This is a genomic window from Arhodomonas sp. KWT (genome assembly GCF_010993615.1).
Genome location: NZ_WNXE01000011.1, coordinates 22,778 through 49,121, shown reverse-complemented (window position 1 = coordinate 49,121; position 26,344 = coordinate 22,778). Strand labels below are relative to the sequence as shown.

Annotated in this window: 25 protein-coding genes and 1 pseudogene; 3 read left to right on the top strand and 23 right to left on the bottom strand. The window is 63.9% G+C overall.

Going from position 1 to position 26,344, the window contains the following annotated elements; genetic code table 11:
• Positions 1-78 precede the first annotated feature (78 nt).
• From G7A99_RS04195 to G7A99_RS04135, 13 genes are all read right to left on the bottom strand, one after another.
• On the bottom strand, positions 79-531 hold the full coding sequence (locus tag G7A99_RS04195) for a hypothetical protein (RefSeq protein ID WP_163138981.1): 453 nt from the start codon (positions 529-531) through the stop codon (positions 79-81).
• Positions 532-883: 352 nt separating this feature from the next.
• A complete protein-coding gene (locus tag G7A99_RS04190) occupies positions 884-1,150 on the bottom strand; it encodes a hypothetical protein (protein ID WP_163138980.1) in 267 nt (88 codons plus the stop codon).
• Between the two features lie 1,113 nt (positions 1,151-2,263).
• Complete coding sequence (locus tag G7A99_RS04185; protein WP_163138979.1) at positions 2,264-2,998, bottom strand: hypothetical protein; 735 nt, start codon at positions 2,996-2,998, stop codon at positions 2,264-2,266.
• Positions 2,999-3,463: 465 nt separating this feature from the next.
• Positions 3,464-3,994 carry a gluconokinase gene (locus tag G7A99_RS04180; protein WP_240466091.1) on the bottom strand — a complete coding sequence of 177 codons (531 nt, stop codon included), beginning with the start codon at positions 3,992-3,994 and terminating at the stop codon, positions 3,464-3,466.
• Positions 3,995-4,039: 45 nt separating this feature from the next.
• The gene (locus G7A99_RS04175; RefSeq protein ID WP_163138978.1) at positions 4,040-5,341 is read right to left on the bottom strand and encodes a TRAP transporter large permease subunit; all 1,302 of its coding nucleotides are present in this window, start codon (positions 5,339-5,341) and stop codon (positions 4,040-4,042) included.
• Position 5,342: 1 nt separating this feature from the next.
• Positions 5,343-5,930 (bottom strand): TRAP transporter small permease subunit, encoded by a 588-nt coding sequence (locus G7A99_RS04170; protein WP_163138977.1) that lies wholly within the window; start codon positions 5,928-5,930, stop codon positions 5,343-5,345.
• Between the two features lie 82 nt (positions 5,931-6,012).
• Positions 6,013-7,044 carry a TRAP transporter substrate-binding protein gene (locus tag G7A99_RS04165; RefSeq protein ID WP_240466090.1) on the bottom strand — a complete coding sequence of 344 codons (1,032 nt, stop codon included), beginning with the start codon at positions 7,042-7,044 and terminating at the stop codon, positions 6,013-6,015.
• A 78-nt stretch (positions 7,045-7,122) separates the two neighbouring features.
• Positions 7,123-7,899, bottom strand: a complete 777-nt coding sequence (locus tag G7A99_RS04160) for a FadR/GntR family transcriptional regulator (protein WP_018717834.1) — start codon at positions 7,897-7,899, stop codon at positions 7,123-7,125.
• Between the two features lie 228 nt (positions 7,900-8,127).
• Positions 8,128-8,481 (bottom strand): GNAT family N-acetyltransferase, encoded by a 354-nt coding sequence (locus tag G7A99_RS04155; RefSeq protein WP_205599731.1) that lies wholly within the window; start codon positions 8,479-8,481, stop codon positions 8,128-8,130.
• A gap of 135 nt (positions 8,482-8,616) precedes the next feature.
• Positions 8,617-9,609 carry a hypothetical protein gene (locus tag G7A99_RS04150; protein WP_163138976.1) on the bottom strand — a complete coding sequence of 331 codons (993 nt, stop codon included), beginning with the start codon at positions 9,607-9,609 and terminating at the stop codon, positions 8,617-8,619.
• Between the two features lie 278 nt (positions 9,610-9,887).
• Positions 9,888-11,582 (bottom strand): thiamine pyrophosphate-binding protein, encoded by a 1,695-nt coding sequence (locus tag G7A99_RS04145; protein ID WP_163138975.1) that lies wholly within the window; start codon positions 11,580-11,582, stop codon positions 9,888-9,890.
• A gap of 714 nt (positions 11,583-12,296) precedes the next feature.
• On the bottom strand, positions 12,297-12,554 hold the full coding sequence (locus G7A99_RS04140; protein ID WP_163138974.1) for a hypothetical protein: 258 nt from the start codon (positions 12,552-12,554) through the stop codon (positions 12,297-12,299).
• 139 nt (positions 12,555-12,693) lie between these two features.
• Positions 12,694-13,548, bottom strand: coding sequence for a PhzF family phenazine biosynthesis protein (locus tag G7A99_RS04135; protein WP_205599730.1), 855 nt, complete (start codon positions 13,546-13,548; stop codon positions 12,694-12,696).
• A 304-nt stretch (positions 13,549-13,852) separates the two neighbouring features.
• Here G7A99_RS04135 and G7A99_RS04130 point away from each other — a divergent pair, with 304 nt between their 5' ends.
• From G7A99_RS04130 to G7A99_RS04120, 3 genes are all read left to right on the top strand, one after another.
• On the top strand, positions 13,853-14,464 hold the full coding sequence (locus tag G7A99_RS04130) for a LysE family translocator (protein ID WP_163138973.1): 612 nt from the start codon (positions 13,853-13,855) through the stop codon (positions 14,462-14,464).
• Complete coding sequence (locus tag G7A99_RS04125) at positions 14,461-15,309, top strand: AraC family transcriptional regulator (protein WP_163138972.1); 849 nt, start codon at positions 14,461-14,463, stop codon at positions 15,307-15,309. The genes G7A99_RS04130 and G7A99_RS04125 overlap by 4 nt, the downstream gene beginning before the upstream one ends.
• 100 nt (positions 15,310-15,409) lie before the next feature.
• Positions 15,410-16,342 (top strand): ketopantoate reductase family protein, encoded by a 933-nt coding sequence (locus G7A99_RS04120; RefSeq protein ID WP_163138971.1) that lies wholly within the window; start codon positions 15,410-15,412, stop codon positions 16,340-16,342.
• Between the two features lie 71 nt (positions 16,343-16,413).
• On the opposite strand, the gene G7A99_RS04115 is transcribed toward G7A99_RS04120, so the two are convergent.
• The 10 genes and pseudogenes from G7A99_RS04115 to G7A99_RS04070 form a co-directional block, all read right to left on the bottom strand.
• Complete coding sequence (locus G7A99_RS04115; RefSeq protein WP_163138970.1) at positions 16,414-16,797, bottom strand: 1-pyrroline-5-carboxylate dehydrogenase; 384 nt, start codon at positions 16,795-16,797, stop codon at positions 16,414-16,416.
• A 61-nt stretch (positions 16,798-16,858) separates the two neighbouring features.
• Positions 16,859-17,473: a TetR/AcrR family transcriptional regulator gene (locus G7A99_RS04110; RefSeq protein ID WP_163138969.1), complete on the bottom strand. Its 615-nt coding sequence runs from the start codon at positions 17,471-17,473 to the stop codon at positions 16,859-16,861.
• Positions 17,458-18,915, bottom strand: coding sequence for an amidase (locus tag G7A99_RS04105; RefSeq protein ID WP_163138968.1), 1,458 nt, complete (start codon positions 18,913-18,915; stop codon positions 17,458-17,460). Before G7A99_RS04105 ends, G7A99_RS04110 begins: the two co-directional genes overlap by 16 nt.
• Positions 18,916-19,270: 355 nt before the next feature.
• Positions 19,271-20,089: a phosphonate ABC transporter, permease protein PhnE gene (phnE, locus tag G7A99_RS04100; protein ID WP_205599729.1), complete on the bottom strand. Its 819-nt coding sequence runs from the start codon at positions 20,087-20,089 to the stop codon at positions 19,271-19,273.
• Positions 20,086-20,892, bottom strand: a complete 807-nt coding sequence (phnE, locus tag G7A99_RS04095; RefSeq protein ID WP_018717821.1) for a phosphonate ABC transporter, permease protein PhnE — start codon at positions 20,890-20,892, stop codon at positions 20,086-20,088. The genes phnE (G7A99_RS04100) and phnE (G7A99_RS04095) overlap by 4 nt, the downstream gene beginning before the upstream one ends.
• Entirely contained in the window at positions 20,889-21,695 is an 807-nt protein-coding gene (gene phnC / locus G7A99_RS04090) for a phosphonate ABC transporter ATP-binding protein (protein ID WP_163138967.1), read from the bottom strand. Before phnC ends, phnE (G7A99_RS04095) begins: the two co-directional genes overlap by 4 nt.
• A gap of 64 nt (positions 21,696-21,759) precedes the next feature.
• Complete coding sequence (phnD, locus tag G7A99_RS04085; RefSeq protein WP_163138966.1) at positions 21,760-22,773, bottom strand: phosphate/phosphite/phosphonate ABC transporter substrate-binding protein; 1,014 nt, start codon at positions 22,771-22,773, stop codon at positions 21,760-21,762.
• 420 nt (positions 22,774-23,193) lie between these two features.
• Complete coding sequence (locus G7A99_RS04080; RefSeq protein ID WP_163138965.1) at positions 23,194-23,658, bottom strand: pyridoxamine 5'-phosphate oxidase family protein; 465 nt, start codon at positions 23,656-23,658, stop codon at positions 23,194-23,196.
• Positions 23,659-23,759: 101 nt separating this feature from the next.
• Positions 23,760-23,903: pseudogene (locus tag G7A99_RS04075) on the bottom strand (IS481 family transposase); the annotation flags it as partial.
• 200 nt (positions 23,904-24,103) lie between these two features.
• The gene (locus tag G7A99_RS04070) at positions 24,104-26,335 is read right to left on the bottom strand and encodes a DEAD/DEAH box helicase (RefSeq protein WP_163138964.1); all 2,232 of its coding nucleotides are present in this window, start codon (positions 26,333-26,335) and stop codon (positions 24,104-24,106) included.
• Positions 26,336-26,344: the final 9 nt, after the last annotated feature.

Sequence of the window (26,344 nt, the reverse complement as noted above, 5' to 3'; positions counted from 1 at the left end):
GCTAGTGTGCTCAGCACCTCTCGGGCCAACCACAGAGGATAACTCCTCGGCGAGATGCAATCATCCGAGACCCTACACTTATTCCCTAATATTCGCCCAGTTGATCACTTCAGAAACCCCCTCTATGTCCTTGCCCAGGATCTCCTCGGCCGCATCAACATTCTGGCGACCGCCGGCGCTTATCACCGGGACGAGCGAAATCCTGAGCGTATCCGGTTCTATAATCCCAAAACTTTTTTTTCCGCAACCCGACCCTCCGCAATATGCCTGTATGACGATCTCCCTTCTATTCGATGAGTCCATCCAGCACTCACCGCCTATGAAATCGACGCTGTGAAGCCATAACTTCGTATCCCTACCCCTGTTACTGACGGTCACGAGTGCCCTGGCATTCTCAAACCTGCCCCAACCTTCCACAAAGACCCTTGCATCTCCGCACTGGAATTCCTGGTAATCCTTTTTCTTATCAATTGATTGACCCCAAACCCCAGAGGCCATGCCGGCAACAAGCAGAACAAAAAGACATTTCATCACTCTCAGAAACCACGAATGACAAAAACCGGAATCCGCTTTTCGACCATCAGGGCCCAAAAAACATGGCGGTGTTATATTATTGCGGATCATCGCATCCCACCTCGGCAGTGATATACAGTGTTCGATTCATAATAACGCACTCCAGGTGTCTATCCATCAGGCGTTTTCCGGAATGCCAAACAGAACATCAGGACATACTCCTAGATATTTCCAATCAGCGGCACACTGCATCGAGAAACGACCAAATCCGATGGGACTCAACGCAGTGGACCGCAGTGCATTCCGAAAATCCCGCAACGGGATCAACACCGCATTACGGAGAACGCTTTCCCAATAAGGCCGAAGAACATTAATATATATAGAAGGCCCCGGCCGGATCGGCATCCACAATATTACGCCTTTCGGTATCGTTCAGCTGCGCTTTCAGCGCATAATCAATATACACACTGGTAAAGTCCCCTTCTTCCCTCAGTTTTATACACCCGACAGGTTCCGCGTCCATGGCTGAACCATCCCCGATATATGAATAAGGGTCGACACACAAGTGGCCCGCCTCTCCTTCACCTTCACCAGGGGGCATTCCGACATCAAGGAGATTGAGTGCATCGTCATCCATGACACTGCCATATATTGTCTTACCAGGGGCATTGTAAAAATCGCTGTACCCCCGAACATCATGATGCTTGGTGTAGACATACTCCCCCAGCGAAATGCCAGAAGGTATGTTTCCGTTAGTACCGGGATCGGAATACCAATCGGAGTACGTAACCAAGTCTTCTTAAAACGCCCTCAGCTGGTTTCCCTGACTATTCTTCTCGCCCAAATCACCATGATACGTTTCCCAAGAGTCATCCAGGTACTGAAAGAGACCCGGTGCGGTAGAATCCGGATTACTCAAAGACTGTCCCAGTGAAGACTCGATGAATGCGACGTTCACTGCTATTTGTATCTGCTTTTTCGAAAACCCTCGCTCCCTGCCGTACGCAACAATCTCATCCCTAACGTTCTCCTGAGCCTGGGTAAGTGACATGACTAAATCTCCATGCAGTCAAAGAAAGAGCAGATCCCAAACCCCGGCTCAACCCCAAATATAGCGACCAAGAAACAATCGTCACCGCTGTATTTATGGGCCTAAACGTCACCCGAACCCAAACGAATCGCACCAAAGATACATAATCTATTACATGCGAGCCGCGCCCAAGTAGCGGATGAGACACTGGGCAAGAAAGTAAAATACGACAGATCTAATTCGCCAGTACTAACGGATCATCGTACGCAAACGACGATTTCCCGAATAACGGGGGCCGACAGCGGATTCGAATGGAATGTCATCTCTTGGACCTCCCTATCTTTATTAGCCCATCCAATGGGATCAAAGATAAGCCAAATAACCTGTTGTTGGCCAGCTTATCCCTCGGGAACGGCATGCGCAAGATGCGATCGTATTCTATAATCCTCCAATTCCTATGAAATGTGCTAAAATCAGTATGTGGTTCCTGATGTCCAACCAAGCGCAAACCGAGGTTGCCGCAGCCAACCGGGGAACTACTGGACAACGCCTCCAAACCTGCCAGATCAGGGGCTACCATCGGACAATTTATACCGGATCCAAAAGGCCGTTAAGGGCACGGACCGAAGAACCCGCCCCCGCATCCCCAGGGAAAGACAAAATCACCGCGGACGCGGTGGAAAACACGGAAACGGGAACTTCGGGGGGGACGCGTGAGAATCATTCAGCGGAATCATCAAAGCGCTTCAGGAGGCGCCCTATCCTTTCGATCTGCTGCCGGTTTTTTTCGGCCTCCTTCTCCATTTTCCACCCCTTATACCGATAGTAAACGCCAACCCCGACGACCACCGCCCCCAGCGCGATCACGACAAAAACGAATGCATCCTCGACGGCGGACGGCGAAATATCGAAAAGGTATGCCACCGCCAGGACAATGACCGCGAGGATCGAAAAGACCACGAACCCCTTCACTTTCTCCTTGGCAGCGGCTATACCGTCGCCACCTTCCCCCTCCCTGCCCTCCTCGCCCGGAACGCCCTTCCGTACCATCATGCAACGCACGAGAATCAGCACGACTGTCGCTATGGGAGCGAGTTTGAAGGAGAGACGCCCCGGTATCGCAAGCGCCGCGACCACGCCGACCAGACATGCCACGAGCAGCAACCTCGGCAGCTCACGAAACGGCCTGTCGGAGAAACGGGGCAGTGCAAGGAAGGCGAGCCAGCCGATGACACCGCCAATCAGGATGACATACTCCCGCACCGCGATCAGGTTCAACTCGAATCGGGAGATCTCTTCCAGCAGGTGAGGCGCATATTTCGCGCTGAAGGCGGCAAACGTATTGCCGGACGCTATGCTGTACGCGAGAACGGCCCACCCGAGCAGGGAAAACAGGCTGAACACGAAAGCCAGCGACGCCATGACCGCCAGCACGAAAGCAATACGGGCACGCATGGGACACCTGTCCGCTTAGCGGGCGAACGTCGTCACAATGATCGTGCCCGCGCCAGAGCGCGCTGACGTTCACACGGGCTCGGAGTGCGATATATCAGCGCACCGTACGGCCAATATGCCGGGTGGAATCCTCTGGGCGTCGGGGTTGAATGCCGGGAGCGGGGTATCACGGTCGAGATCTCCTTTCTCGATCCTGTTCCAGGCGTAACGGCCGGATACGACGTCACGTCAGTCCTTTGGATCGATCCTGTCCCACCGCAGCGCAATCCGCAATAGTCCGGACAGGGGAAATGCCAGCCCGGTTACCCGGCAGTCGTGACCGACCCGGATTACCGGGAGGGAAAACTGGACGACGATTGCCGGGCCTCGTCCGCTCTGTGCCGCAACGGCCGCCAGGTCGGCTGACGGAGAGGATATGCGGCAGCGTGGCCCCGCCTCCGGCAGCAGTGCGCGCCGCCGCCGGGCCTATCCCGCTTCCGTCAGCCTGGCCCGGATGGCGGCCGTGACCGCCTCCCGGTCGACGGAGGCGTCGATGACGATCGCGCTCGCTGCCGGCTCCTCCAGCGTCTGTAGCTGGCTGTAGAGCAGTCCGGGATCGAAGAAATGCCCGCGGCGGCCCTGCAGCCGCCGCTCCAGCACGGCGGACGGGGTCTTGAGGTAGAAAAAGCGGACGCGCTTCGGGTCCACGGTCAGGCGGTCACGATAGATCTGTTTCAGTGCCGAACAGGCGAGAACGGCGGAGCGGCCGGCGGCGAGCTCGGCCTCGATGCGCTCCCGCAGGATCGCCAGCCACGGCCAGCGATCGCTGTCGCACAGCGGCTCCCCCGCCTGCATCTTGCGGATGTTCTCCGGTGTGTGCAGGTCGTCCGCATCGATGAACGTCCAGCCACACGCCCTCGCCACGCGCTGACCGATCTCCGTCTTGCCACAGCCCGATACCCCGAAAACGACGGCGACCGTCGCCGTTCCACGATTTTCCACGATTCCCCGTTCCACCTTTTCCGTCCTGTCTCGTCCCGCCGGCCCCCTCGACCGGCTGCCCTACCGCAGCATCCACATCGACAGCTCCGGCGAGATCAGCATCAGCGCCAGTACCAGGATCTGTATGCCGATAAAGGGCACCAGGGAGACGAAGATGTCCTTGAGGCTGATCTCCGGCGGCGCCACCCCCTTGAGATAGAACGCCGCGGGCCCGAACGGCGGGCTCAGGAAGGAGACCTGCATGTTGATGGCGAACAGCACACCGAACCAGATCGGGCTGTAATCGAGGGCCTCCACGATGGGCACGAAGATCGGCAGCGTGAGCATGGCGATACCGATCCAGTCCATGAACAGGCCGAGCACGGCGAGGATGGCCATCATCACGAGGATGATCACGATGGGTTCGGCGTCCAGGCCCATGATCGCGGCGTGCACGAAGCGGTCGCCGCCCATGAGGTTGTACACGCCCACCAGCGTTGCCGCCCCCAGGCCGATCCACACGATCATCCCGCAGGTGTTGATGGTCTGGATCAGGCTGACCTGGAGCAGGCGGAACCTGATCTCGCCGCGCAGCGCGATGGTCACCAGCACGGCGAACACGCCCATGGCGGAGGCCTCGGTCACCGAGGCGATGCCGGTGTAGATCGTGCCCAGCACCATGAAGGCGATCGCCACCGGCGAGAGGATGCCGCGCAGGGCCTGCCCTTTGCTCAGCGGCTCCTCCGTGTCCGGCACGCCCGGGTCCGGCGCCATGTCCCGGTTGAGCGAGCAGCGGATCAGCACGTAGGCGATGTAGGAGATCATGAGGATCGCCGCCGGCGTGATCGCGGCGACGAAGAGGTCCGCGATGGATACGCTGGCCATCAGCCCGTAGATGATGAGCACGATGGACGGCGGCATCATGGTCCCCAGCGAGCCGCCGGCGCAGACCACCCCGATGGAGATCCGCCGGTCATAGCCGAGGCGCAGCATCTGCGGCAGCGCCAGGATACCGAGCAGCACGATCTCGCCGCCGATGATGCCGGACATCGCCGCGAGGAAGAACGCGACGATGATGGTCTGCACCGCCACGCCGCCACGCAGCCGCCCGGCGAACACCCGCATGGAGTTGAACAGGTCCTCGGCGATGCCGGATCTATCCAGCAGCGAGGCCATGAACACGAACATGGGCACGGCCACCAGCGAATACTCGGTGATGAAGCCGTACACCCGCGCCGTGACCAGCGGCAGCGCGTCGGGCCCGAACCAGCCCAGGGTGAAGATCAGGGCGACGAGCCCGGTGATGAAGGCAAGGGGCAGGCCGGTAATCAGCAGCGCGAAGATCGCCGCGACCAGCAGGTAGGTTCCCGTGGCGATATCCATGTCAGTGCCCCTCCGCCGGCTGCCCGTCGCTGCGCTGCCCGCGCAGCGACTGGACGAGGTGGAGCACGGCCTGCAGGCACATGATGCCCACCGCCACCATGATGATGCCCTTGGTCAGGGCGGGGAACGGCGGGTTCCAGCTCGTGCCCGAACGCTCCAGGTGCCACTCGCCCGTCGGGCCGTGACTGGCACGCCAGAACATCACGTAGGCGGCGTAGGTCATGGCCAGGCAGAACAGCAGCGTGACCGCGTCGTTGAACACGTCGAGGACGTAGCGCAGCCGCGGTCCCGCCGCGTCGTAGAGCAGCCGCACCCGGATGTGGCGGTCCCGGGCCAGGGCCACCGGCCCGCCGAGGGCGAACGTGATGGCCACCAGGAACACCGTCGTCTCGTGCACCCAGGACGTCGGGGAATGCAGCACGTAGCGCATGAACACTTCGTAGACGCTGATGGCCATGGCGGCGAAGACGAGCCAGGCGACCCCCTTCGCGCCCCGGTTGATGAACCGGTCCAGCCGCGTGCGTGCGCCGACGGCGTCGTCGAACGACCCCCGGGGGTCTTCCCCGGTGTCCTCGGATTCCACTGTCATGGAAGGCTCTCCTCCGCGGCCGCCCGGGCCGCAAAAGACGTCACGGCGGGGTGCCGGCCGGCCCCCCGCCGTGTCCACGGATTCACATCAGGTGACGGTCCTTGAGGAAGGCGACCGCGGTGTCGTAGACCTGCTGGCACAGCTCGTTCTTCTTCGCCCAGACCTTCCACTCCTTCTGCGCGATCTGGCGGAACTTGGCACGCTCCTCGTCGGACATGTCGATGACGTGCACGTCCGGGTCGTTGCGCGCCTTCTTCACCGCCTCGAGGTCACGCTCCTTGAGCTTGAACGCCATCTCGTAGGCCATCGCGTCGACGGAGGTCTTGAGGATCGTCTGCAGATCGTCGGGCAGGCCGTCCCAGATCTCCTTGTTGATGGACACCGCCACCATCGGCAGCGAATGGAAGCCGGGATAGTTCGGGTAAGGCGCGAACTCGTGCAGCCCCTGGGACTGGTTGGTGGCGAACACCGTGTAGTCGGCAGCGTCGATCACGCCCTTCTGCAGCGAGGTGTAGACCTCCGAGCCGGGCAGGTTCACCGGCGTGGCGCCGGCACGCTCGAAGACGTTGTACACCATGCCCTGGGGGGCGCGGATCTTCAGGCCCTCCAGATCGGAGACCTTGCGGATCGGGCGCTTGGAGGGCAGGGACTCCAGGCCCGTCACCCCGGCGCCGATCAGGTGCACGCCGTAGGGCTCGACCAGCTTGTTGTAGATCTCCTCGCCGCCGCCCTCCTTCATGTACTCCAGGAAGTCCATGGGATCGCTCCAGGCACCGACCAGATTGCCGATCATGCCGAAGGCGGGGTTGAGGCCCGTGAAGTAGCTGGGGTCGGTCAGGTGGCCCTGCAGGATGCCGGTGGACACGGCGTCCAGCGTCTGGTCGGAGGGCACCACGGCACCGGTGGGCAGGATCTCGATCTCGATCCGCCCCTGGGACATGGTCTCGACCTTCTCCGCCCACGCCTTCTTGATCTCGAACTGGGGCTCTCCGGCGGTCTCGGAGGTCTGGAAGGTCCATTCGTACTTGGCGGCCAGCGCGGCCTGCGTGGCGAACGCGAGGCCGAGGGTCACCGCGGCCGCGGCGATCCGCCTGGTGATATTGGGCATAGTCATTGTCTCCTCCTCACATTGGCTCTCTTATCTGCCGCCTGGGCGGCAGTGATATCGCGCCCGAACGGGCGGCATCGGAACTCAGCCGGCCCCACGGCCGGCGGCGGACGGGTCTTGCGCCGCCGCCTCCACCCCGTCGACACCGAGGTCCTGTCCGGTCCGGTGCAGCACGTGCTGTGCGGCCTCCCGGGCGGCCTCGGGCTGGCGCAGGCGGATGCACTCCATGAGATGGCGGTGGCGGTTGAGGCTGTCGCGGAGCTCGTCGGCGGTGTCGTTGCTCTTGCGGATGACGAGCAGGATGGACGGTCTCAGGATGGTGGCGAGCTGGGACCACACCAGGTTGTGCGTGGCCCGGTAGATCGCGGCGTGAAAGGCGATGTCGTTATCACTGAACGCCTCGCCGTCGTGCTGCAGCCCACCGGACTCGACCGCCGCCTCCATGCCGGCGAAGGCCTCCTCCATGGCCACCAGGTCCCGGGCCGTGGCCCTGGATGCCGCCGTCATGGCAACGAACGGCTCGACCGCGTGACGGAACTCGTAGATCTCGCGCAGGAACTCCGGGTTGGGGACGGCGTGCTCGGCCATCCAGCCCATGACCACCGGATCGAGGATGTTCCAGTCGCGGAACTCCTCCACCCGCGTCCCCTGACCGGCGGTACGGGCAATGATCCCGAGCGACTGCAGCAGCTGCAGGCCGCTGCGTACCGACGCCCGGCTCATGTCGAACAGCTCGCAGAGCTCGGTTTCCTTGGGCAGAAAATCACCCGGACGGTAACGCCCGGCGAACAGGTCCGCCGCCAGCGACTCCGCAAGCTGTCTGCCCAGATCCCGACCCGTGTTCCGGCCCTTCGGGGTCATCGCGCTCTCCTCCGTTGATCTGACCTAACGTAGATCATGTCTGACATTTATGCAAAGCATGTCTGATACCTCGTGCCGATACCGGGGATAACCGTCGACGGGCCGGCGGCCCCCCGGACCAGGAACCGACGGGCGGTGGGATGAGACATTTCCGGGATTCGCCCGGGCAGGCGTGGCCGTGTCATACGACCAGCCCTGACCGGCTCGGGGATTCCGGCGGTGTGGGGATCAGGGCCCGGAGGAATCCAGGCGCTTGCACATGTACACGCGGGCCAGCCCGTTCTCCGTCCGATGCCGATACGTCGCGTAGCCAAGGCGGGCGTAAAGGGCCTGATTCTCCGTCATGCGCTCGTGGGTGTAGAGCCGGATGGCGGCGTACCCGCGCTCACGGGCCCACTGTTCCGCCCAGGCGAGCAGCCGGCGGCCTATGCCACGGCCCTGCATACCCGGATCGACCGCGACATTGTCCAGAAGGCAGGCGTGAGGCTCGGCGACGAGCACCAGCACCCCGGCGACCACGTCGTCCGCCACGGCGACGAACACATCGTGCGCGGCAATCGCCGCGCGGTAGCCGTCATCCATGGGACCGGGCCGGCACCCAAGCCGCGGCACATAGTGTCGATAGGCGGCATGGACGCAGGCGGTAACGGCGTCAGCGTCGTCCATCGTCGCAGCGCGTATACCGATCATCCGCCGGCCCCTGCTGCATGCGCGTGACTATCGGCACAACGCGCCGTGACAGTCGAGCGTGTTGAAGTCGTAGACGGCCGAGTGGCCCGGGTCGCCCGCGGGCTCCGGCACGCCACGCTCGATGAAGAACGTCGCCGCGTTGGCCCCGTACAGGCCCGAAGGATAGGTGAAATCCTTCATGACGACGTAGGCATTGTGCAGCCGGGGACGGGGCGGCCGCGGCACGCCCTTCCCCGCCACGGGCGGGACATCGCGCTCCGGCGAGTTCGCGGCCACGGCCGCCACCCACCGCGCGGCATCGGCATCCGTGGCAGGACGGATAACCCCCCGGGACACCGCGGCCTCGAGTCCGGCCTCCCCGGCCAGCGGCGCGTCCGGATCCCTGAACGATTCCGGCGTCGTCCGGGGCGAGGTGATCAACCGCTGCCCGGGGGAGACCGTCTCCCCGACCACGATCCGCCCGGCGCTGTCACCCGGGTACACCAGCGCCACCGGCCTGTCGAACAGGGTCCGGGCCATCGGGTTCAGCTCCGGATTGCCCGCGTCGCGGACGTAAAAATAGCCGCAACGGCCGCGGTTCCCGTGCGTGCTGACAAGCAGGGGAACCTCGTCGCCGAGGCCCGCGACCACCTGCCTGTGGTAACCGGAGGCGAAGACCGCCAGGATCCGCGTGCCCTCGGTCCATTCCAGATTCCAGATCGTCGGCTCGTAGGCACCGAGCATCAGCACCACCGGCCGGGTACGGCTGTTGACGGTCACGTCGAACCGCGTGGCCTCATGCCCGCTCTGGTCGATCTGGAAGCCGGCGTCCCGGCCGGCGTAGCCGCCGGCGGCGTAGACGGCCACATCGCCGGGCAGACGCAACCCCTCGAAACCGCAGGGTTCGCGCTCCTCCCGGACCGGCCGCTCCTCCCGGCCCCGATCCGGGACCGGCGGCACCGCGGTCTCCGGGCTGTACAGGTAAGCCGGCACCATATTGCCGATGGACATCACCACCGAGAGCACCACAACGAACCCCATACCCACCTTCCCTGTTCACACGTGACGGCGCCGTGGCCACCGTTTCGAGATAACCGTACATGCCCTCTCGGCGGTTCGCCGCTCCGGGGGCTGCGGTTTTTCCGCATCATACGGTGTTCGGGAGACCGGCGGGAGACAGGCCCGGAACGGGGGCGGGTGTTACGCTGTTGCCGACATTGAGCCCGGGCCGGCCGCAGCGCGTCTGCCCTCGGGTAGTACCTCCTCGCAGTTCGACTCGACGCCCGGGGCGCCGGCATCGTGCCCGGTGGCCGTGCCGCTCATGCCCCACCGCTCCGGGACGCCATGGCACGGTCGCGGAGCGCGCTCAGGGTGGTGCGCGGGGTGATGGCCTCGGCGTCGATGCGCAGCTCCAGCAGGGCCGGCCCCTCGACGGCACGCGCCCGTTCGAGCGCCGCGGCGAACGCGTCGGTCTGCGCCACCGCCTCGGCATGGACACCGTAGGCGTTGGCCAGGGCGACGAAGTCCGGATTCGCCAGGGCGGTGCCGTGCACGTGGCCGGGGTATCGCTTCTCCTGGTGCATGCGGATGCTGCCGTACATGCCGTTGTTGATGACGATGAACAGCACGTCCAGGCCGTACTGCACGGCGGTGGCCAGCTCCTGACCGTTCATCAGGAAGCAGCCGTCACCGGCGAAGCACACGGCCTCGCGCTCGGGGTGGACGAGCTTCGCCGCCAGCGCGGCGGGCACGCCGTAGCCCATCGCCCCGCTGGTGGGCGCGAGCTGGGTGCGGAAGCCGCCGTAGCGGTAGAAGCGGTGCACCCAGAGCGTGTAGTTGCCGGCACCGTTGGTGACGATGGTGTCCCGGGGCAGGGTCTCGCGCAGGTGCGCCATGACCTCGCCGAGGTCCAGCGGACCGGGCATGGCCGCGTGGCGGATCTCCCGGCGGTAGTCCTCGCGCGCGGCCTCGGTCCACGCCGCCCAGCGCCCGCCGGCGCCCGGCGGCACGGCCCGCTCCGCCACCTCGGCGAACTCCCGCATGCCGGCGTTGATCATCAGCTCCGCCTGGTAGACACGCCCCAGCTCCTCCGGGTCGGCGTGGACGTGCACCAGCGTCTGCCGCGGGGTCGGCGACTCGATCAGGGTGTAGCCGCTGGTCGTGGTCTCGCCCAGGCGCGGACCGATGGCCAGGACCAGGTCCGCCTCGCGGATCCGGTGCGCCAGGTCCGGGTTGATCCCGAGGCCGATGTCGCCGACGTAGTTGGGGTGGTGATTGTCGAGCAGGTCCTGGCGCCGGAAGGTGCAGCCCACCGGCAGGTCCGCCGCCTCGATGAAGGCGCGGATACGCTCGCAGGCCCCGGCGTCCCAGCCCCCGCCGCCCAGGAGCACGAAGGGCCGCTCCGCGTCGGCGAGCAGCGCGCGCAGCCGATCCAGGTCCGCCGTGCCGGGATGGGCCTGCACCGGCGAGTAGCGGCGGGTGTCCGCAACCTCGACCTCGTCGAACAGGACGTCCTCCGGCAGCGCCACCACCACCGGGCCCGGCCGCCCCGAGACCGCGGTCTGGAACGCCCGCGCCACGACCTCGGGGACCCGGTCGGCACGCTCGATCTGCGTGGCCCACTTGGCCATGCCGCCGAACATCCGCCGGAAGTCGACCTCCTGCCAGGCCTCGCGCTCCAGCGCCTCCGTGCCCACCTGGCCGATGAACAGCACCATCGGCGTGGAGTCCTGGGCCGCGGTGTGGACCCCGATACTGGCGTTGGACGCGCCCGGGCCGCGGGTCGCGAAGCAGATGCCGGGCCGCCCGGTGAGCTTGCCGTAGGCCTCGGCCATGTGCGCGGCACCGCCCTCCTGGCGGCAGACGACCAGGCGGACCTCGTCCCGCACCCCGTGCAGGGCGTCCAGCACGGGCAGAAAGCTCTCGCCGGGCACGCAGAACACCGTGTCCGTGCCGTGGATGCGCAGGGCATCCACCAGGACCTGGCCGCCATTACGCCGGGTTACCTCTCCCATACCCGCTCTCCTCCAAGAATCGAACGTGCACTACGCTGAAGCTAGCGCACGTAGGCGGGCCCCGGTATCGGCGGGTGCGCTGCCAGGAATCCCTCGTTCTGCGTCACACCGCTACCGAACGCCTTAGTCACCATCTTGACGCGGAAACGGTTGCACGGCGAGGAAGTGGATGATCGCGACCCTATCCAGGCCGGTCATCGCCAGGTGCGGGCAAGGTCACAGGCGGAGCCGCCCGAGACCTGCCTTGCAAGACCCGCGGCGAAAAAGGCCGGCGCGGGGGGCGGGCAGTAAGCCGGTGGCCTGCGCCCGGCGCCCCGCGCACTCGCTCCAAATGGGTTTCGTGAAGCGACCAGATTAAAGAGGAGAGGCACAACCAACGGTTGGCCTGGGAATCAGGCTACGGAGAAAACACCGGCACGACATGGCCAGTCCATCCGGATATTTGCCCGAGAGTCCGCCGGGCTGTGTGCGCATGCAGCATGGTGGGCGGGAAACCGGCCCGCCCGGCGGGTCACTCAAGTGTATGTCACTGGTACGAATGTGCCATGGCAGGGACCCACCCGGCACTCACCGCACGACTCGGAACGGCACCGGGCGCGGGGGACACCTGGCGGTGTCTCACACGCCGACGGCGCCGCTCCAGGCAGGCGGGCCGCTTCAGGGCACGGCCCCCTGCATGACCGTCCCGCCCGGCTCGCTACACCGGGCGGTGCATCAGCTATCCCCGGTGGACGCCGTTTCCCTTTCTGGCTCGTCCTGCCTGCGCCAGAACACCAGGCAGACTCCGCCCCAAACGACCGCCACACCAAGCACGCCGACGATCAGCGTCGTCCGGACACTCTCGTCGTCGAACGAGTACCCGGCGATCCCGAACAGGTAGCCGAGGAGGATGATATCGAGGGCGATCTGCCCCACCCAGTAGCACCACACCCCCGTTCGGCTCAGATACTTCATGAACAGTCGGTCCAGCATTCCGCCTCCCTGCCTGTGTCGCTGGTTTGTCCAACGGCCGCACGCCGCCGGAACGATGATGGGAACATCCCGTCACCGGGACGGGGCCGCCCCGGTTTGCGCAGTCTACCCGTATCGCCCTCCCGGGTCTCGCCGGCCGCTACAGCTCGACCGTCCCGCTGATGCAGGTGGCGGTGGCACCGCCTACCCAGACCGTGTCCCCGGCACCCCGATCGATGAATACCCGGCCGCTGCGGCCGAGCCGCGTGCCCTGGCTCGCAACGTAGGGTGCGCCCAGGCGGCCGGCGCCGAGCAGCCACTGGGCGAGGGAGGCGTTGAGGCTGCCGGTCACCGGGTCCTCGATCATCGCGCCGTGGGCGTCGTTGAAGAGCGCACGCACCTCGACGGCGCACTCCGAGCCCTCGGGGTACAGGCCCACGAGGCCGATATCGAGCTCGTCCTCGCCGGAGTAGCGTCCGAAATCCGGCTCAACGGCCAGGACGGCGTCCGCATCGGCGAGCAGGATCCCGACCCAGCCGGGCCCGTTGTCCACCCACCGGACATCGACGATCTCCTCGCGACCGATCCCGAGCACGCCGGCGAACGCGGCGACCCGCGCCTCGTCGACCGGCCCCGAGCGCACCAGCGGCGGTGCCGCGAACGCCAGCCGGCCCGCCTCCCGGCGGATCGGCACGAGGCCGGCGCCGCACTCCTGGACGATCCGGCCGGGGTCCCGCGGCTCGCCGCCGGCCGCCAGCCACGCGTGGCAGCTGCCCAGCGTCGGGTGCCCGGCGAAGGGGAGCTCGTGGGAGAGCGTGAAGATGCGGACGCGGTAGTCCGCCTCGTCCGTCGTCGGCGGCAGGATGAACGCCGTCTCGGAGAGATTCATCCAGCGCGTGAAGTCCTGCATCTCCCCGGTGGAGAGGCCCTCCGCATCCAGCACGACCGCGAGCGGGTTACCGGCAAACGGCCGGGCACCGAAGACATCGACCTGTTGAAAACGTCGCAGCATCATTCCTCACCCACCTGACCCGGTAATCGCCGGCCCCTGCATCCCGGTGGGGCCCGCGCCACGAATCGCCTCACCGGGCGTCGGCTGTTATCGCATTCCCGCCGGCAGGCGCGGAGCGTCGTATTCACGCGCCGCGGGGCCAGCAGCCCATCGACAACAGGCACTCTATACCCCCTCGGCACGGCGCGACACACCGACGCCAGGAGCGACGCGACGAACCCACGGCCCCTGCAAGATCGTTCAATACCGCCGCGCCGCGTGCGCGCACTATCGGGCGGTATCCGATCGAATGCTGCGGAGTGGAACGGTGGAGATCGCGCTGTACGCCTTCTGCGTCATGTACTCGCCCGGGCCGGTGAACATCCTCGCCCTGAACGGCGGGCTGCGAGGCAACGGCTGGACCCTGGCGGGCTACTGCGTCGGGGTCGGCGCCGGCATGTTCAGCGCGTTCCTGGTGCTGGGCTACGCCGGCGAGGCGCTGGTGCGCCAGGCGGTGCTGCCCTACCTCGCCGCGGTGGGCAGCGGCTACATCCTGTATCTGGCATACCGGCTGTTCGTCGCGGAGGTGTCCGTCGAGCAGCCCGGGCGGGACCCGCGCTCGCGGCTGCGGTTCCGGGAGGGCTACTTCCTGCAGATCCTGAACCCGAAGGGGTTCGTGGTGATCCTGCCGGTGACGACGCTGATGTTCCCCGCCGCGCAGATCACCGGCATCGACGTCACGCTCTCCGCCGGGCTGATTTCCCTCGGCGCCGTCGGTGCGCCGGCGAGCTATGCCCTCCTCGGCGCGCTGGCCGGCCGGCGGATCCGGGCTGAGCGTTACTTCCGCCGTTTCAACCGGGCAATGGCGCTCATGCTGGTGGTGGTGGCATGCTCGATCATATACGACTTCTTCGTGGCCACCCCCGGGGGCCCGTCATGACGCAAAGCACCAGCGACCGCGACTGGTTCGTCCACTCGCAGAATGCCCGCATCGAGCGGCTGGAGGCCTATTTCGGCGGCCATGCCTACGAGCCGCACCGCCACGACACCTACGCCATCGGCATGACCCTGTCCGGCGTGCAGAGCTTCCACTACCGCGGCGAGCACCGCCACAGCGTGCCCGGGCGGACCATCGTGCTCCACCCGGACGAGCTGCACGACGGCCACGCGGGCAGTGAGGGCGGCTTCCGCTACCGGATGATCTACATCCCGCCGGCCATCATTCAGGACATGCTCGGCGGCCGCGCCCTGCCCTACATCCCCGGCGGCATCACCCGGGACCGCCGGCTCGGCGCCTGCGTCGCCCGGCTGCTGCGCCACGTCGACAATCCGCCGGAGGACTTCGAGGAGGACGACGGCCTCTTCGACCTCGCCATGGCGCTGAGCGCGCACGCCGGCCAGCGACCGGACCGGCACGGCTTCGACTACCCCGCCGCCCAGCGCGCGCGGGAGTTCCTGGACGCCGCGCAAGGGCGGGCCGTCACCCTCGCCGAGCTCGAGGCCGCCAGCGGGCGGGACCGCTGGCGGCTGTCCCGTGACTTCCGCACGCTGTTCGGCACCAGCCCGTACCGGTATCTCACCATGCGCCGCCTCGAGCGCGTGAAACAGCGCCTGCGCTCCGGCGCCGCCCTATCGGACGCCGCGATCGAGGCGGGCTTCGCCGACCAGAGCCATATGACACGCCAGTTCTCCGAGGCCTACGGCATCAGCCCCGGCCGCTGGCGCCGGCTCATCGAGGGCAAGGCCGGGCACACGCCCCGACAGGCGGTTAACGCGGCGCCATAGCGGGGCCGCTCCGCCCAGTCATCGTCCGACACCACGGCCTGCCGCCAGGTCAGGCGGGTTCATCGGCCGTCGCGGCACACCGCCAACAGGGAGCACATCGATGGACGCCACCACCCCCGTCTACGTCGTCGGCGCCGGCGCGATCGGCATGCCGCTGGCGGCCTTGCTGTCCGCGCAGGGCCGCCCCGCCCTCGCCGTGCGCACGAGCGCCCGCGACCGGCCGGAGGACGACATCGCCGTCACGGTCGAGCCGGAGGACGGCGGGCCGATCGAGGCCCGGGTCCGCGCCATCCCCCTGTCCGCCATACGGGACCCCGAGCCGGGCATCCTCGCCGTCGCGATCAAGGCCACGGCGAACGGGGCCGTCGCGCAGGAGCTGTGGCAACGCTTCGGCGACATGCCGCTGGTCGTGATGCAGAACGGCCTCGGCGTGGAACGTCCGTTTACCGATGCAGGCTTCACCACCGTGTACCGCTGCGTCCTCTACGCCACCGGCCAGACCCTCGGTGAGCACACCTACCGGTTCCGCGAGGTCGCCGAGTCGCCCGTGGGCAGGGCCGGCGGGAACGCAGCGGAGACGGCCGCCATCGTCCAGGCGCTGTCCACGCCCCGTTTCCGCTTTCGCGCCACGGACGCGATCCAGCGCGAGGCGTGGAAGAAGGCCATCATCAACGCGGCCTTCAACTCCATCTGCCCGCTGCTGGACGTGGACAACGGCATCTTCCACCGGGACGAACAGGCGGCGCGGATCGCGGAGACGGTGGTGGCGGAATCCCGCGCCGTCGCCGCACGGCTCGGCATCCCCTTCGAGCAGCACGAGCTGATGGCGCAGCTGATGCGCATCAGCCAGGGCTCCGACGGCCAGCTCATCTCCACGCTGCAGGACATCCGCGCGAACCGGGAAACGGAGATCGGCTACCTCAACCTGGAGATCGCCCGCCTCGCGGCGGGCCTGGAACCGCCGGAGGACGTCAGAACGGTCCGGGTGCTCGGGGACATGGTCGCGGCGAAGTCCGGGATCACGCGCCGGTGAGCACGGCGCCGGAACGGGGCTTGGGGCGCATGCCCCGCCCCGGGACGCGAAACACCGCGCCAGGCGGGCGACTACGCGTCGGCGGCCCGCGCCTTCGCCTCGGCCTCCGAGAGCTCGTGCCCGGTCCAGACGACCACCCTGCGCGCCCCAGCCCCGGCCGCCAGCTCCCGGAACAGCCGGTCTTCCACCTCCGACAGGCCGCCTTCCACTTTCTCCATGGGATGGACCACCACGACCGGGCCGGGCGACAACCAGCGCGCGGGAAAGACCGCCTTCAGCCCCTGTCTGAGCAGGCGCTCGGCAATGGAAAACTGCCCGACCAGCAGGCGCTCCGTGGTAAACGGCTCGTCGGCCTCGAGCGTCACCGGCCGGGCGCCGGCCTCGAGGCGCTTGAGCACGAAGCGGTTCGGGTAGACCTGCACGTAGACATCGCGGGCCAGCAGTGTCCGTAACATTCAGACGTTCCTCCCTGATGCGCCCGGCCCGAGTCCGGTGAAATCACGTAGTGCCACCGTTCTAACCGTCCCTGAGCAGGGCGTCCAGGCCGGCGAGCTGATAGCGCCAGAAGGCCTGGAAGGCGGCCCGGATCGTAGCGTCGTCGGCGTGCTCTCGCAGGATCGCCGCGATCATGTCCACCGTGCCGGAGAATAGCTGTACCAGGACCACGCGCGGCACCCGTTCGCCGGCATTATCCCCGAGCCGCGTCACCGCGTATTCGTCCGAGAGCCGCGCAAGCTCCGAGACCACCAGCGCGCGCACGTGGGCGAGCGGCGAGCCCTGGGCGCCGGTCAGAAGGATAACCACCGGAAGGCGTTGGCGGATCCAGAAATCCAGCAGGGCGTCCGCCTTCGACGAGCCGGCGGCCGTGGCGGCACGCCAGTCGCTGCGCGTCGCGAGCTCGCGGACGCGTGCCCGCATCAGGCGGAGAAACCGCGCAGCGACGGAACGCGGGACCACCGCCGCAAACAGCGCCTCCTTGTTCGGATAGTAGCGGTAGAGGTTGCCCGTGGACACGCCGGCCTCCCCGGCGATGTCGGCGAGCCGCGCGGCGGCGTAACCGCGCTGCGCAAAGGCATCGGCCGCGGCGGCGAGGATGCGGGCCCTCACGGCGGGCTTCAGCTGCTGAGACATTGGCCCGCGCTCATATCCACCGGCAGTCGGTCTTCCCAGGGTGCTGCCTGTTCCAGCTCCAGCGCCAGGCCCAGGAGGCGCGCCTCCTCACCCTGCGGCGCGGCAAAATGGGCACCGACCGGCAGGCCCCGGGGCGAGACGTGTAGCGGCACCGACATGGCGGGCCAACCGGCAATGGAGGCGATCGCCGTGTAGCCGGCCAGCGCCTCGGTAAAAGCGGCAGCCTGCTGGAAAGGCTCCGCACCGCCGTGACGCCCGAGCGGAAACGCCGGGAAGGCCACCGTGGGCGAGAGGAGCACGTCGAATCCGGCCATACAGCGATCGGCCGCGCCCGCGGCGGCCTCGAGTGCAGCCGCCGCGTCCGTCCCCGCCGCCTCCGGGAGACGGCCCGCGTACCGGATGAGCTCGCGCGTGTACGGTTCCAGCCGCTCCTCGTCGAACGCCGGACCCATGGCCGCGCGTATCTGCTCGCAGGCCGCACCGATCGTCAATGCGGCGAACGTGAAGAACGCATCGCTGGCCGCCCGGGCGTCGTACTGTGGCCCCGGCGTCACCACTACCTCATGCCCCAGGGATTCGCACAGCCGGCCCGTTTCGGCCAGCGCCCCTGCCACCTCCGGGTCGGGCAGTTCGCCGAAAGCGGTGCGCTGATACAGGCCGATACGCAGCCGCCGGCGCGACGGTTCCGTCACCCGGCCGACGGGAGCGAACGGGGCGGCAGGATCGTTCCGCTCGGTAGCGGCCAGCCAGGTGGCGCTGTCCCGCACGCTGCGGGAGACGCAGTGCTCACTGATCATCGCCGTGAAGGGCGAGCCCCCGGGCTGCCCCGTGGACCGGTGCCGCCCCCGGCCGGGCTTGAACCCGAACAGGCCGCAGAACGACGCGGGCCCTCGAATCGAGCCGCCCCCGTCGGAGGCGTGGGCGACGGGGACCATCCCGGAGGCGACGGCGGCCACCGCACCGCCGGACGACCCACCCGGCGAGCGCTCGAGGTCCCAGGGATTGCGGGTCACGCCGCACGCGAGTGTTTCGGTCGTCCCCAGCAGCCCGAACTCGGACGTGGTGGATTTCCCGAGCACGATCAGCCCGCTCGCATCCAGTGCCTGCGTGTACGCCGACCCCGCCGGCGCAACCTGCCCCTCGAACAGCCGCGCCCCCATCCCGAGCGGCAGATGCGGATAGGCAAGCAGGTCCTTCACCAGCGTCGGCACGCCCGCGAACGGGCCGGATGTGTCCACACGCCCCGCCTGGTCCCGGGCCCGCTCGAAATCGGCGGCGGCGACGGCGTTGATCAGCGGATCGAGCCGCTCGATACGGCCTATGGCCGCATCCACCAGTTCGAGCGGGGAGACGTCACCGCCGTGGACCAGCCGCGCCTGCGCAGTAGCGTCCAGATCAGCGAACCCGTCACCACCGGGGCGCGCCGTGCCTTCCGCTGCCATGATGCTTGCCTCCCTGCCTTGTATAGCGAATAACGGATTCGCTTTTTATCATAGTTTCAAAGCCCGTGGCGGGCAAACTGATACCTGCGTTCTCTATCCCTGCACCTGTCCCCGCCCCTTCCCGGCCACTACAGGCGGGAACCCCCCGCCACACCGCTTAGGCCTGCAGGATCGCGCATCAGGTGGATGGAACGGGGCCCGCCTTCGTCGTTCGGCGAACACCCGCGCCAAACACGATGGAGGCTGTACATGGCGGCCGGGGCCAGTCACCCGCCCCGGCCGCCGGTGATAACGGCACCGAACGACACAAGCGTGAAACAGCTGCACGGCGCACGCCCTCTCACGGGCCGGGTCACTACGTCACCCGCCGGCGCAGCGCGGCGGACACCCACTCGCTCGCCATCACCACGGCGAAGATGGCGATGAGGATCACGCTGACGTTGTCCCAGGCGAAGCTGTCCATCTGGTTGCTGAGCGTGATGCCGATGCCGCCGGCGCCCACCAGGCCGATGATCGACGACTGGCGGATGTTGATGTCCCAGCGGAAGGTCAGCACCCCGATGATGGTGGGCATGACCTGGGGCAGCACGCCGTAGATCAGCACCTGGCCGCGACCCGCGCCGGTGGCGTTGATGGCGTCCACCTGGCCGTCGTCGATCTCCTCGATGCCCTCGGCGATGAGCTTGCTGATGAAGCCCACGGAGGACACGCCGATGGCCACCATGCCGGCGGTGGCGCCGGGCCCGAAAACCACCGCGAAGATCAGCGCCCAGACCAGCTCGTTCACCGAACGCGAGCCCACCACGATCACCCGCGCCAGCCACAGCGTCGTCTGATTCGGGGTGGTGTTCTGCGCGGCCATCAACGCCACGGGCACCGACAGCACCGCACCGAGGATCGTCCCCAGGGTGGCGATGTTGAGGGTCTCGACCATCGGGTCGATGATCTGGAGAAAGAACGGCCAGTCCGGCGGCACCATGCGCCCGGCGAGGTCCGCGACCTGCTCCGGGGCGTCCAGCACGAACGGCCAGTAGATATCCAGCGTGGTCGCCGACCAGGCGATGACGGCGACGGCCACGAGCCACGCGGCGAAGCGCGCCAGGCGTTCCCGGGGGCTGTAGCGGTGCCATGGGCGCGGCATGGGGGCGGCGCCTTCCCGGATCATCGTGCTCATTTGGTGCGCGCCCGTACGAACCCGCTGAACCACTCCGCCACCAGCACCACCGCGATGATCGCGAGCAGGATGGCGAGCGAGAAGTCGTACTCGTAGCGGGCGAAGGAGTTGTAGAGCACCGCGCCGATGCCGCCGGCACCGACGATGCCGAGGATCGTGGATTCGCGCAGGTTGATGTCGAGCCGGTAGATCACGAGACCGATGTAGCGCGGCATCACCTGCGGGGCGACACCGAAGAGCAGCACCCCGAGCGGCCCCGCGCCGGTGGCGCGCATGGCCTCCACCTGGCCCGGGTCGATGGCCTCGATCTCCTCGGCGAGGAGCTTGCCCACGAACCCGGTGGAGGCGATCACCAGCGTCAGCACGCCGGCGAAGGCGCCGAAGCCGAAGGCCTTCACGAAGAAGATCGCGATGAGCACCTCCGGGAAGGTGCGCGACACCCCGATATAGCCCCGGCAGACGGCATACAGCCACTTAGGCGCGACGTTCGCCGCGGCCCCGACGGCGATGGGGATGCTCACCACCACCCCGATCGCGGTGGCGAAGAAGGCCATCTGCAGGCTCTCCAGCAGGCCACCCAGGAGCAGGTCCCAGCGGCTGAAGTCCGGCGGGAACATGGACACCACCATGTCCACGCCCCGGGGCACGCCGCGCACGAAGCGGGCGTAGTCGAACTCCAGGTCCACCACCGCGAAGGCAAGATAGGCGATCACGCCGGCAACGGCCACCCAGCGCAGCCACGGCGTGGCGATCACCGGTGGCCGCCGCCAGCGGCGCGGGGAGACGGTGGCGGGCGCGCTCACGATGCCATCCCCTCGCCGGCGACGTGGCGATCCTCCTCGCCCTCCTGGCGGAAAGCGTCCCGCCAGTCATCCGCACCGTAGATGCGTGACAGCGCCGCCTCGTCGACCTCCACCGGTGCCCCGTCGAAGACGATCTCCCCCGCGGAGAGCCCGATCACCCGGCGTGCGAACCGCAGCGCGAGGCCGACGTCGTGGATATTGATCAGCGCCGGGATCCCGAGCTCGCTCGCGAGCTCGCAGATCAGCGCCAGGATCGAACGCGCCACCTTCGGGTCCAGCGATGACGTGGGCTCGTCCACCAGCAGCAGCCGCGGCTCCTGCATGAGGGCGCGGGCGATCCCCACGCGCTGGCGCTGCCCGCCGGAGAGCGCGTCCGCTCGGCTGTTCTCGTAGCCCTCCAGCCCCACCCGGGCGAGCAGCTCGAAGGCGCGGTCCACGTCCGCCTGGGGGAAACGCCGCAGCAACGCCTGCATGAAGGACACGGCGCCGAGCCGCCCCGCGAGCACGTTCTCCATCACGGTCAGCCGCTCGATCAGGTTGTACTCCTGAAAGATCATGCCGATGTGCCGGCGGACACCGCGCAGGCCACGCTCGCCGAGGGCGGTGAGCTCGGTGCCGTCGAGCCGGATGCTGCCGCCGGTGGGCGTCACCAGGCGGTTGATACAGCGGATGAACGTACTCTTGCCGGCCCCGGACGGGCCGATGACGGCCACGACCTCCGCACCGGGCACGGTGAGGCTGCATCCGCGCAGAGCCTGCAGGCCGTCGGCGTAGGTCTTGGTGAGGTTATCGATCTCGAGCATCGCGGCGGGCTCCTGCCGGAGGGGCGGCCCGCCCCGGCGACCACCGGGGCGGGCGGACCGGGCATTACTCCTCGGAGAGCCCTTCCTGGGTGTACTCCACGCCGTTCGCCTGCTGGATGGTGCGGATGTCTTTCCAGTGCTGACGGTAGGTGATCGGGATGAAGCGGTCCGCGTCGGAGAACTCCTCACCCACGCTGTTGCCCTCGAAATCGAAGGTGAAGAACGCCTTGCGGATCAGCAGCGCCAGCTTCGGGTTCAGGTTGTGGGCGGTACCGAACGCGGTGGTCGGGAACGACTCCGTCTCGAAGATCACCCGCAGCTTGTCGCGGTCCACGACGCCACGGTCCGCCATGCGGTCCAGCACCGAGGAGGCCACCGGCGCCGCCGCGTAGTCGCCGTTGGCGACACCGAGGATGCTGCGGTCATGCCCGCCGGAGTAGACCACCTCGTAGTCCTCGCCGGGGACGATGCCCCGCTCCGCGAGCAGCGCACGCGGCGCCTGGTTACCGGAGTTCGAGGCCTGCTCGGTGTGGGCGACGGTCTTGCCGCGCAGGTCGTCCAGGTTCTTGATGCCGCTGTCGCGGCGCGTGATCACCTGCATGCGGTAGCCGTATTCACCGTCCTCCGTGCCCATGATCGTGAACGGCACGAAACCGCCGATGTTCACGCCGAAGGGCACCGAGCCGGTGGACAGGCCCGCCACCTGCAGCCGCCCACTGCGCAGCGCCTCGATCTGCGCGGCGTAGGACTGCGCGGAGAAGTAGCGCACGTCCTTGCCCGTCACCTCTTCCAGGTGCTTGATGAACGGCTTGAAGACGTCAGCGTACACCGCCGGGTCCTCGACTGGGACGTAGGAGAAGAACAGCGTGTCCGGGTCCTGCCACTCCGACTCGTCCATCGGCAGGTCCGCGACCAGATCGCGGTCCTCATCGCAGTAGCGCTCGGCGAGATCGCCCCGGTGACTGCACTCCATCGACTGCGCCTGAGCGGCCGAGAAGCCGGACATCAGCAGCGCCCCCCCGAGCACCGCCGTGAGCACCCGGGCCGTGATTCCCTTGTTATTCCGCTTGGTCGACATCGTCTTAGCTCCCTTGCGTTGGGCTCAACCGAGCCACAGTCTAGGGAGAACACGCGTCCGAGGTGTGACGGCCGGATGACGTGATTGGGACACGGATATTTCAGGGCGTCACCGCCCGGGGATATCAAAGGAACGGGGATCGAACGGGGCCGGTGCCGCGAATACACAAACAGCAGCAACGCCAGATCACCTGGTTACCCCCCCACCCGACAACCCCGCACCGCAAACAAAACCGCAATCCCCGGTAGGTCGGCTGCTCCTGGCAGCCGACAACGGCCGTCGAATCAATGCCCCGAGTCAAATACCGGGCGCCCTTCGCAACGCGCGACAGTGGCCATTGGGCCGTGAGAACCGCCGCTGGCCACGGCCCTGCCGTCTCACTGCCAAACGCTGGAACGTTAGACCCACTCCCGAACGCCTTTATCGCTGAGCAGGCCTCACCCCATACGCCACCATCGCCCCTTCCACTTGCTCGCCTTCCGTAGTCTCCGGATAGAACCGGTAACTTGGGGCAAGAATTGCCTCGACCTCATCGGCCCATACCTCAATTATGCCGTTGATCGAGAATTTACCTCCAGCCATATCTTCCAGCGGCGTCAGCAGCTCGCGATACCGCGGATCTGACGCCCACACTAGCTGCGCGCGCCCACGCACCTTGAAACCTTTCTGCACGAAAACGTCTATGAAGCTCACGCATGCGCGTTCCACGCGTAGTAAATTGCGGACGCTACCGGGCGAGGCGACATTCGCAATGATAAGGCGCTCGTCGTCATACGCTGTGAATATTTCCTTAGGGGAAACATTCGGCCAGCCCTCAGCGTCCACAGTAGCCAGCCAGCATAGGACGCTACGCTCCACGTACGACTTCACTTCATCTGAAAACATCGACAACCCCCTTTCAACGCCACCGGACCAACTCCAGCCCAACGTTTTCGCTTTGCTGCGCACCGGAACAGAGCACAGGTGCTCCCGCCAACAGATACTGGCTATGTGTCACATCCCGGATGATTGCGCTCTTCCCGGACGAACAGATGCAGATGGCTTTGCTGCCAGCCGTTGAGCGCTTGAATCGGTGTTCGGTGATGCAGCGCTCTCTGCGGGATGTGGTGATTGTACAGATGGCAATAGCGCTTGAGCGCCACGCCCTCTTCCGCGCTTCAGGGCGCTGACGATCTCGTGTTCGCTGCACCGGCTCTTGCGCATGATGACCTCCAGGTCGAGACCGCCATCATGCCGGAAGTTCTACTAATCCATGGAGGTAATCTACGGGAAGGGGACACGATCTCCCTCAACTGCGCAAAACCGTGGTCTGTCCCCGGTTTCCCTGTGCCTATATGTACTTACCTAATATTTTACTTTCTATAGGGTGAATAGAATCTTTTATTTCATTATTTTTTGACCGACTGACACTATATATATCTTCATAGGTCTCACATCCTTTAAAGTAGTGTGATATTTTTTTTACAATTTCATTAGGGAGACCAGAATCTCTTAAAATAATTTCATGATTTTCAGTAGTTCCATACTCTAGCTTAGCTATAACCATATCAAGGGCTATTAATGGTTGGTTTTTTTCTGCTGCCACAAAATTATAGACCTTAGAAAAAGTTTTAAGATACTTAGGCCATGAAAACTCAAAGTACTTGGACATTAAATCAAACACATATCTAATTCGAGAGTTGTCGTTCGCTCTTGCTTTTTGTACTGTGTCCGAACTTAGAAGCTCTTTAAACGACGGCGTGTAATAAATATAGTACTTCGTGAGACCGATAAGAATTGACTTTCCAATATCTGTATCGAAATTTCTACCTTTATCATGATCAGTGAAAAGATAATCGTAGCAACATGATAAAATATTATCCAGGCAATGCTTTAATGGTAGCTGCTCTTTAAAATAATAATTATCCAGATTTCCCCCCGCTCTTAGGTGATTAATTAATTCAATTTGTCCATCAACTTTCACAAACCTATTTTCTTTTATGATTAATGGATCAATTCCTAGCTCAGCAAGATCCTCAGAATGAGACTTTAAAAGTTCTCGTCTTGAATCTGGCACATCTTCACTTTCCAATTGAATTAAAGTTTCTAGTGAAGCATTTTCATTGTCTAGGTATTCAATTTCTACAGACGTTTCTCTATCATCATCTTCTTGCGTTTCAAGATGAAATACACGTCCGATAAAGTGTTGCATAAAACGTCCAGCGCGACCTTCTATGTTTTTTCTATCTAATGTTTTCAATAGGTCACCGGTACCAATTTTCTTGTCATAAATGACAACATTTTTTGCAGCTGAATTAATACCTTCAGTTAGGGAAGTAGTACAGAAAAGATAATTCAACCCATTGTCACTGTTATCATTGAATTCATCGACAATCAAGTCCTGAATGTGCCTTGGCATTGCACCATGATGAAAAGCTATTCCGCGCTTGATACAAGAAATCAAATCCCAGGTAGGCGATACAGAACTTGATAGATAATCAACGAGCTCTTTGTTATGAGGCTTTACCGGCCATGTATCTAAAAACTTTTTCGCGGTATCTTCTGCATATTGTTTCTGATATCGATATACTAAAAATTTACCATCAATAGACTCTTCCGACACTAATCTGAGTAGGTTTTTAAACTTATCCCCAATAATTCTAATAGATCCATTTTCTACATAGTGAAGCCCCTTATCCTTTTTGTTATCTAAAGCGTAGTAATCTTTTTGTACTATTTCTGTTGAATATTTTTTTAGTTCTACATTAAACCTTTCTCTGAAGTTTTTGCTGAAATCCGATATGTATGGACCTGCAAGATAAAAATCAGCATCGGTTTTCGCTAATCGGTAGAGAATGTCTGAAAATACCCTGAACCGATCATCATCAAGCTTATAATCTACTTTATAAATTTCGTCCATGACGAAAAAATCTATTTCAAAATTTGGATTTTCTTCAAAAAATGCTGATATTCTCTCTGGCGTTAAAACCAAGATATAGCTTTTACCTTTATCGACTTTAACTTTTGAGGATTTTGAGATTGTGTACCCTTCAACACTGCTTCTTAGTTCTTGATATTGTTCTGAGAGCAGAGAAACTGTGGGCATTATAAACGCAATATTCTTGTAATTGTTATGCAGGATGATTTCTCTAACAATTCGCGTTTTCCCAAAAGATGTTGGAGCACTGACTACCAACCTTTTATTTCTTTGAAAGGAGTCAAATATTTCTTTTTGAGGTCTTGTTAAAGTTGTATTGGTTTTTTGGCTGGTGTAAAAATTCCTAAGAAGATTATCTTGAAATGAAATATTTGGAAAGTAGGCCTCATTGTTCTTTTCCAAAAGATTATCATACAAGAAGATTCTTGATTTGACGATACAATCATGCAAAAGCTGCTGCACCATGTTGTCAGAAGAATTGTAATTAGCTACATGACATATTGCAGAAAGACATCGGCTATAATCGCGTTCATCTTTTGAATCAAGCAATCGATACACGTCAATAAGTAAATTTTCAATAATCTCTGTGCTGACTTCTTTCTTATCTCTTAATTTTTCAATGCCATAAGCTATTTGCTGGCTCATATACTAACT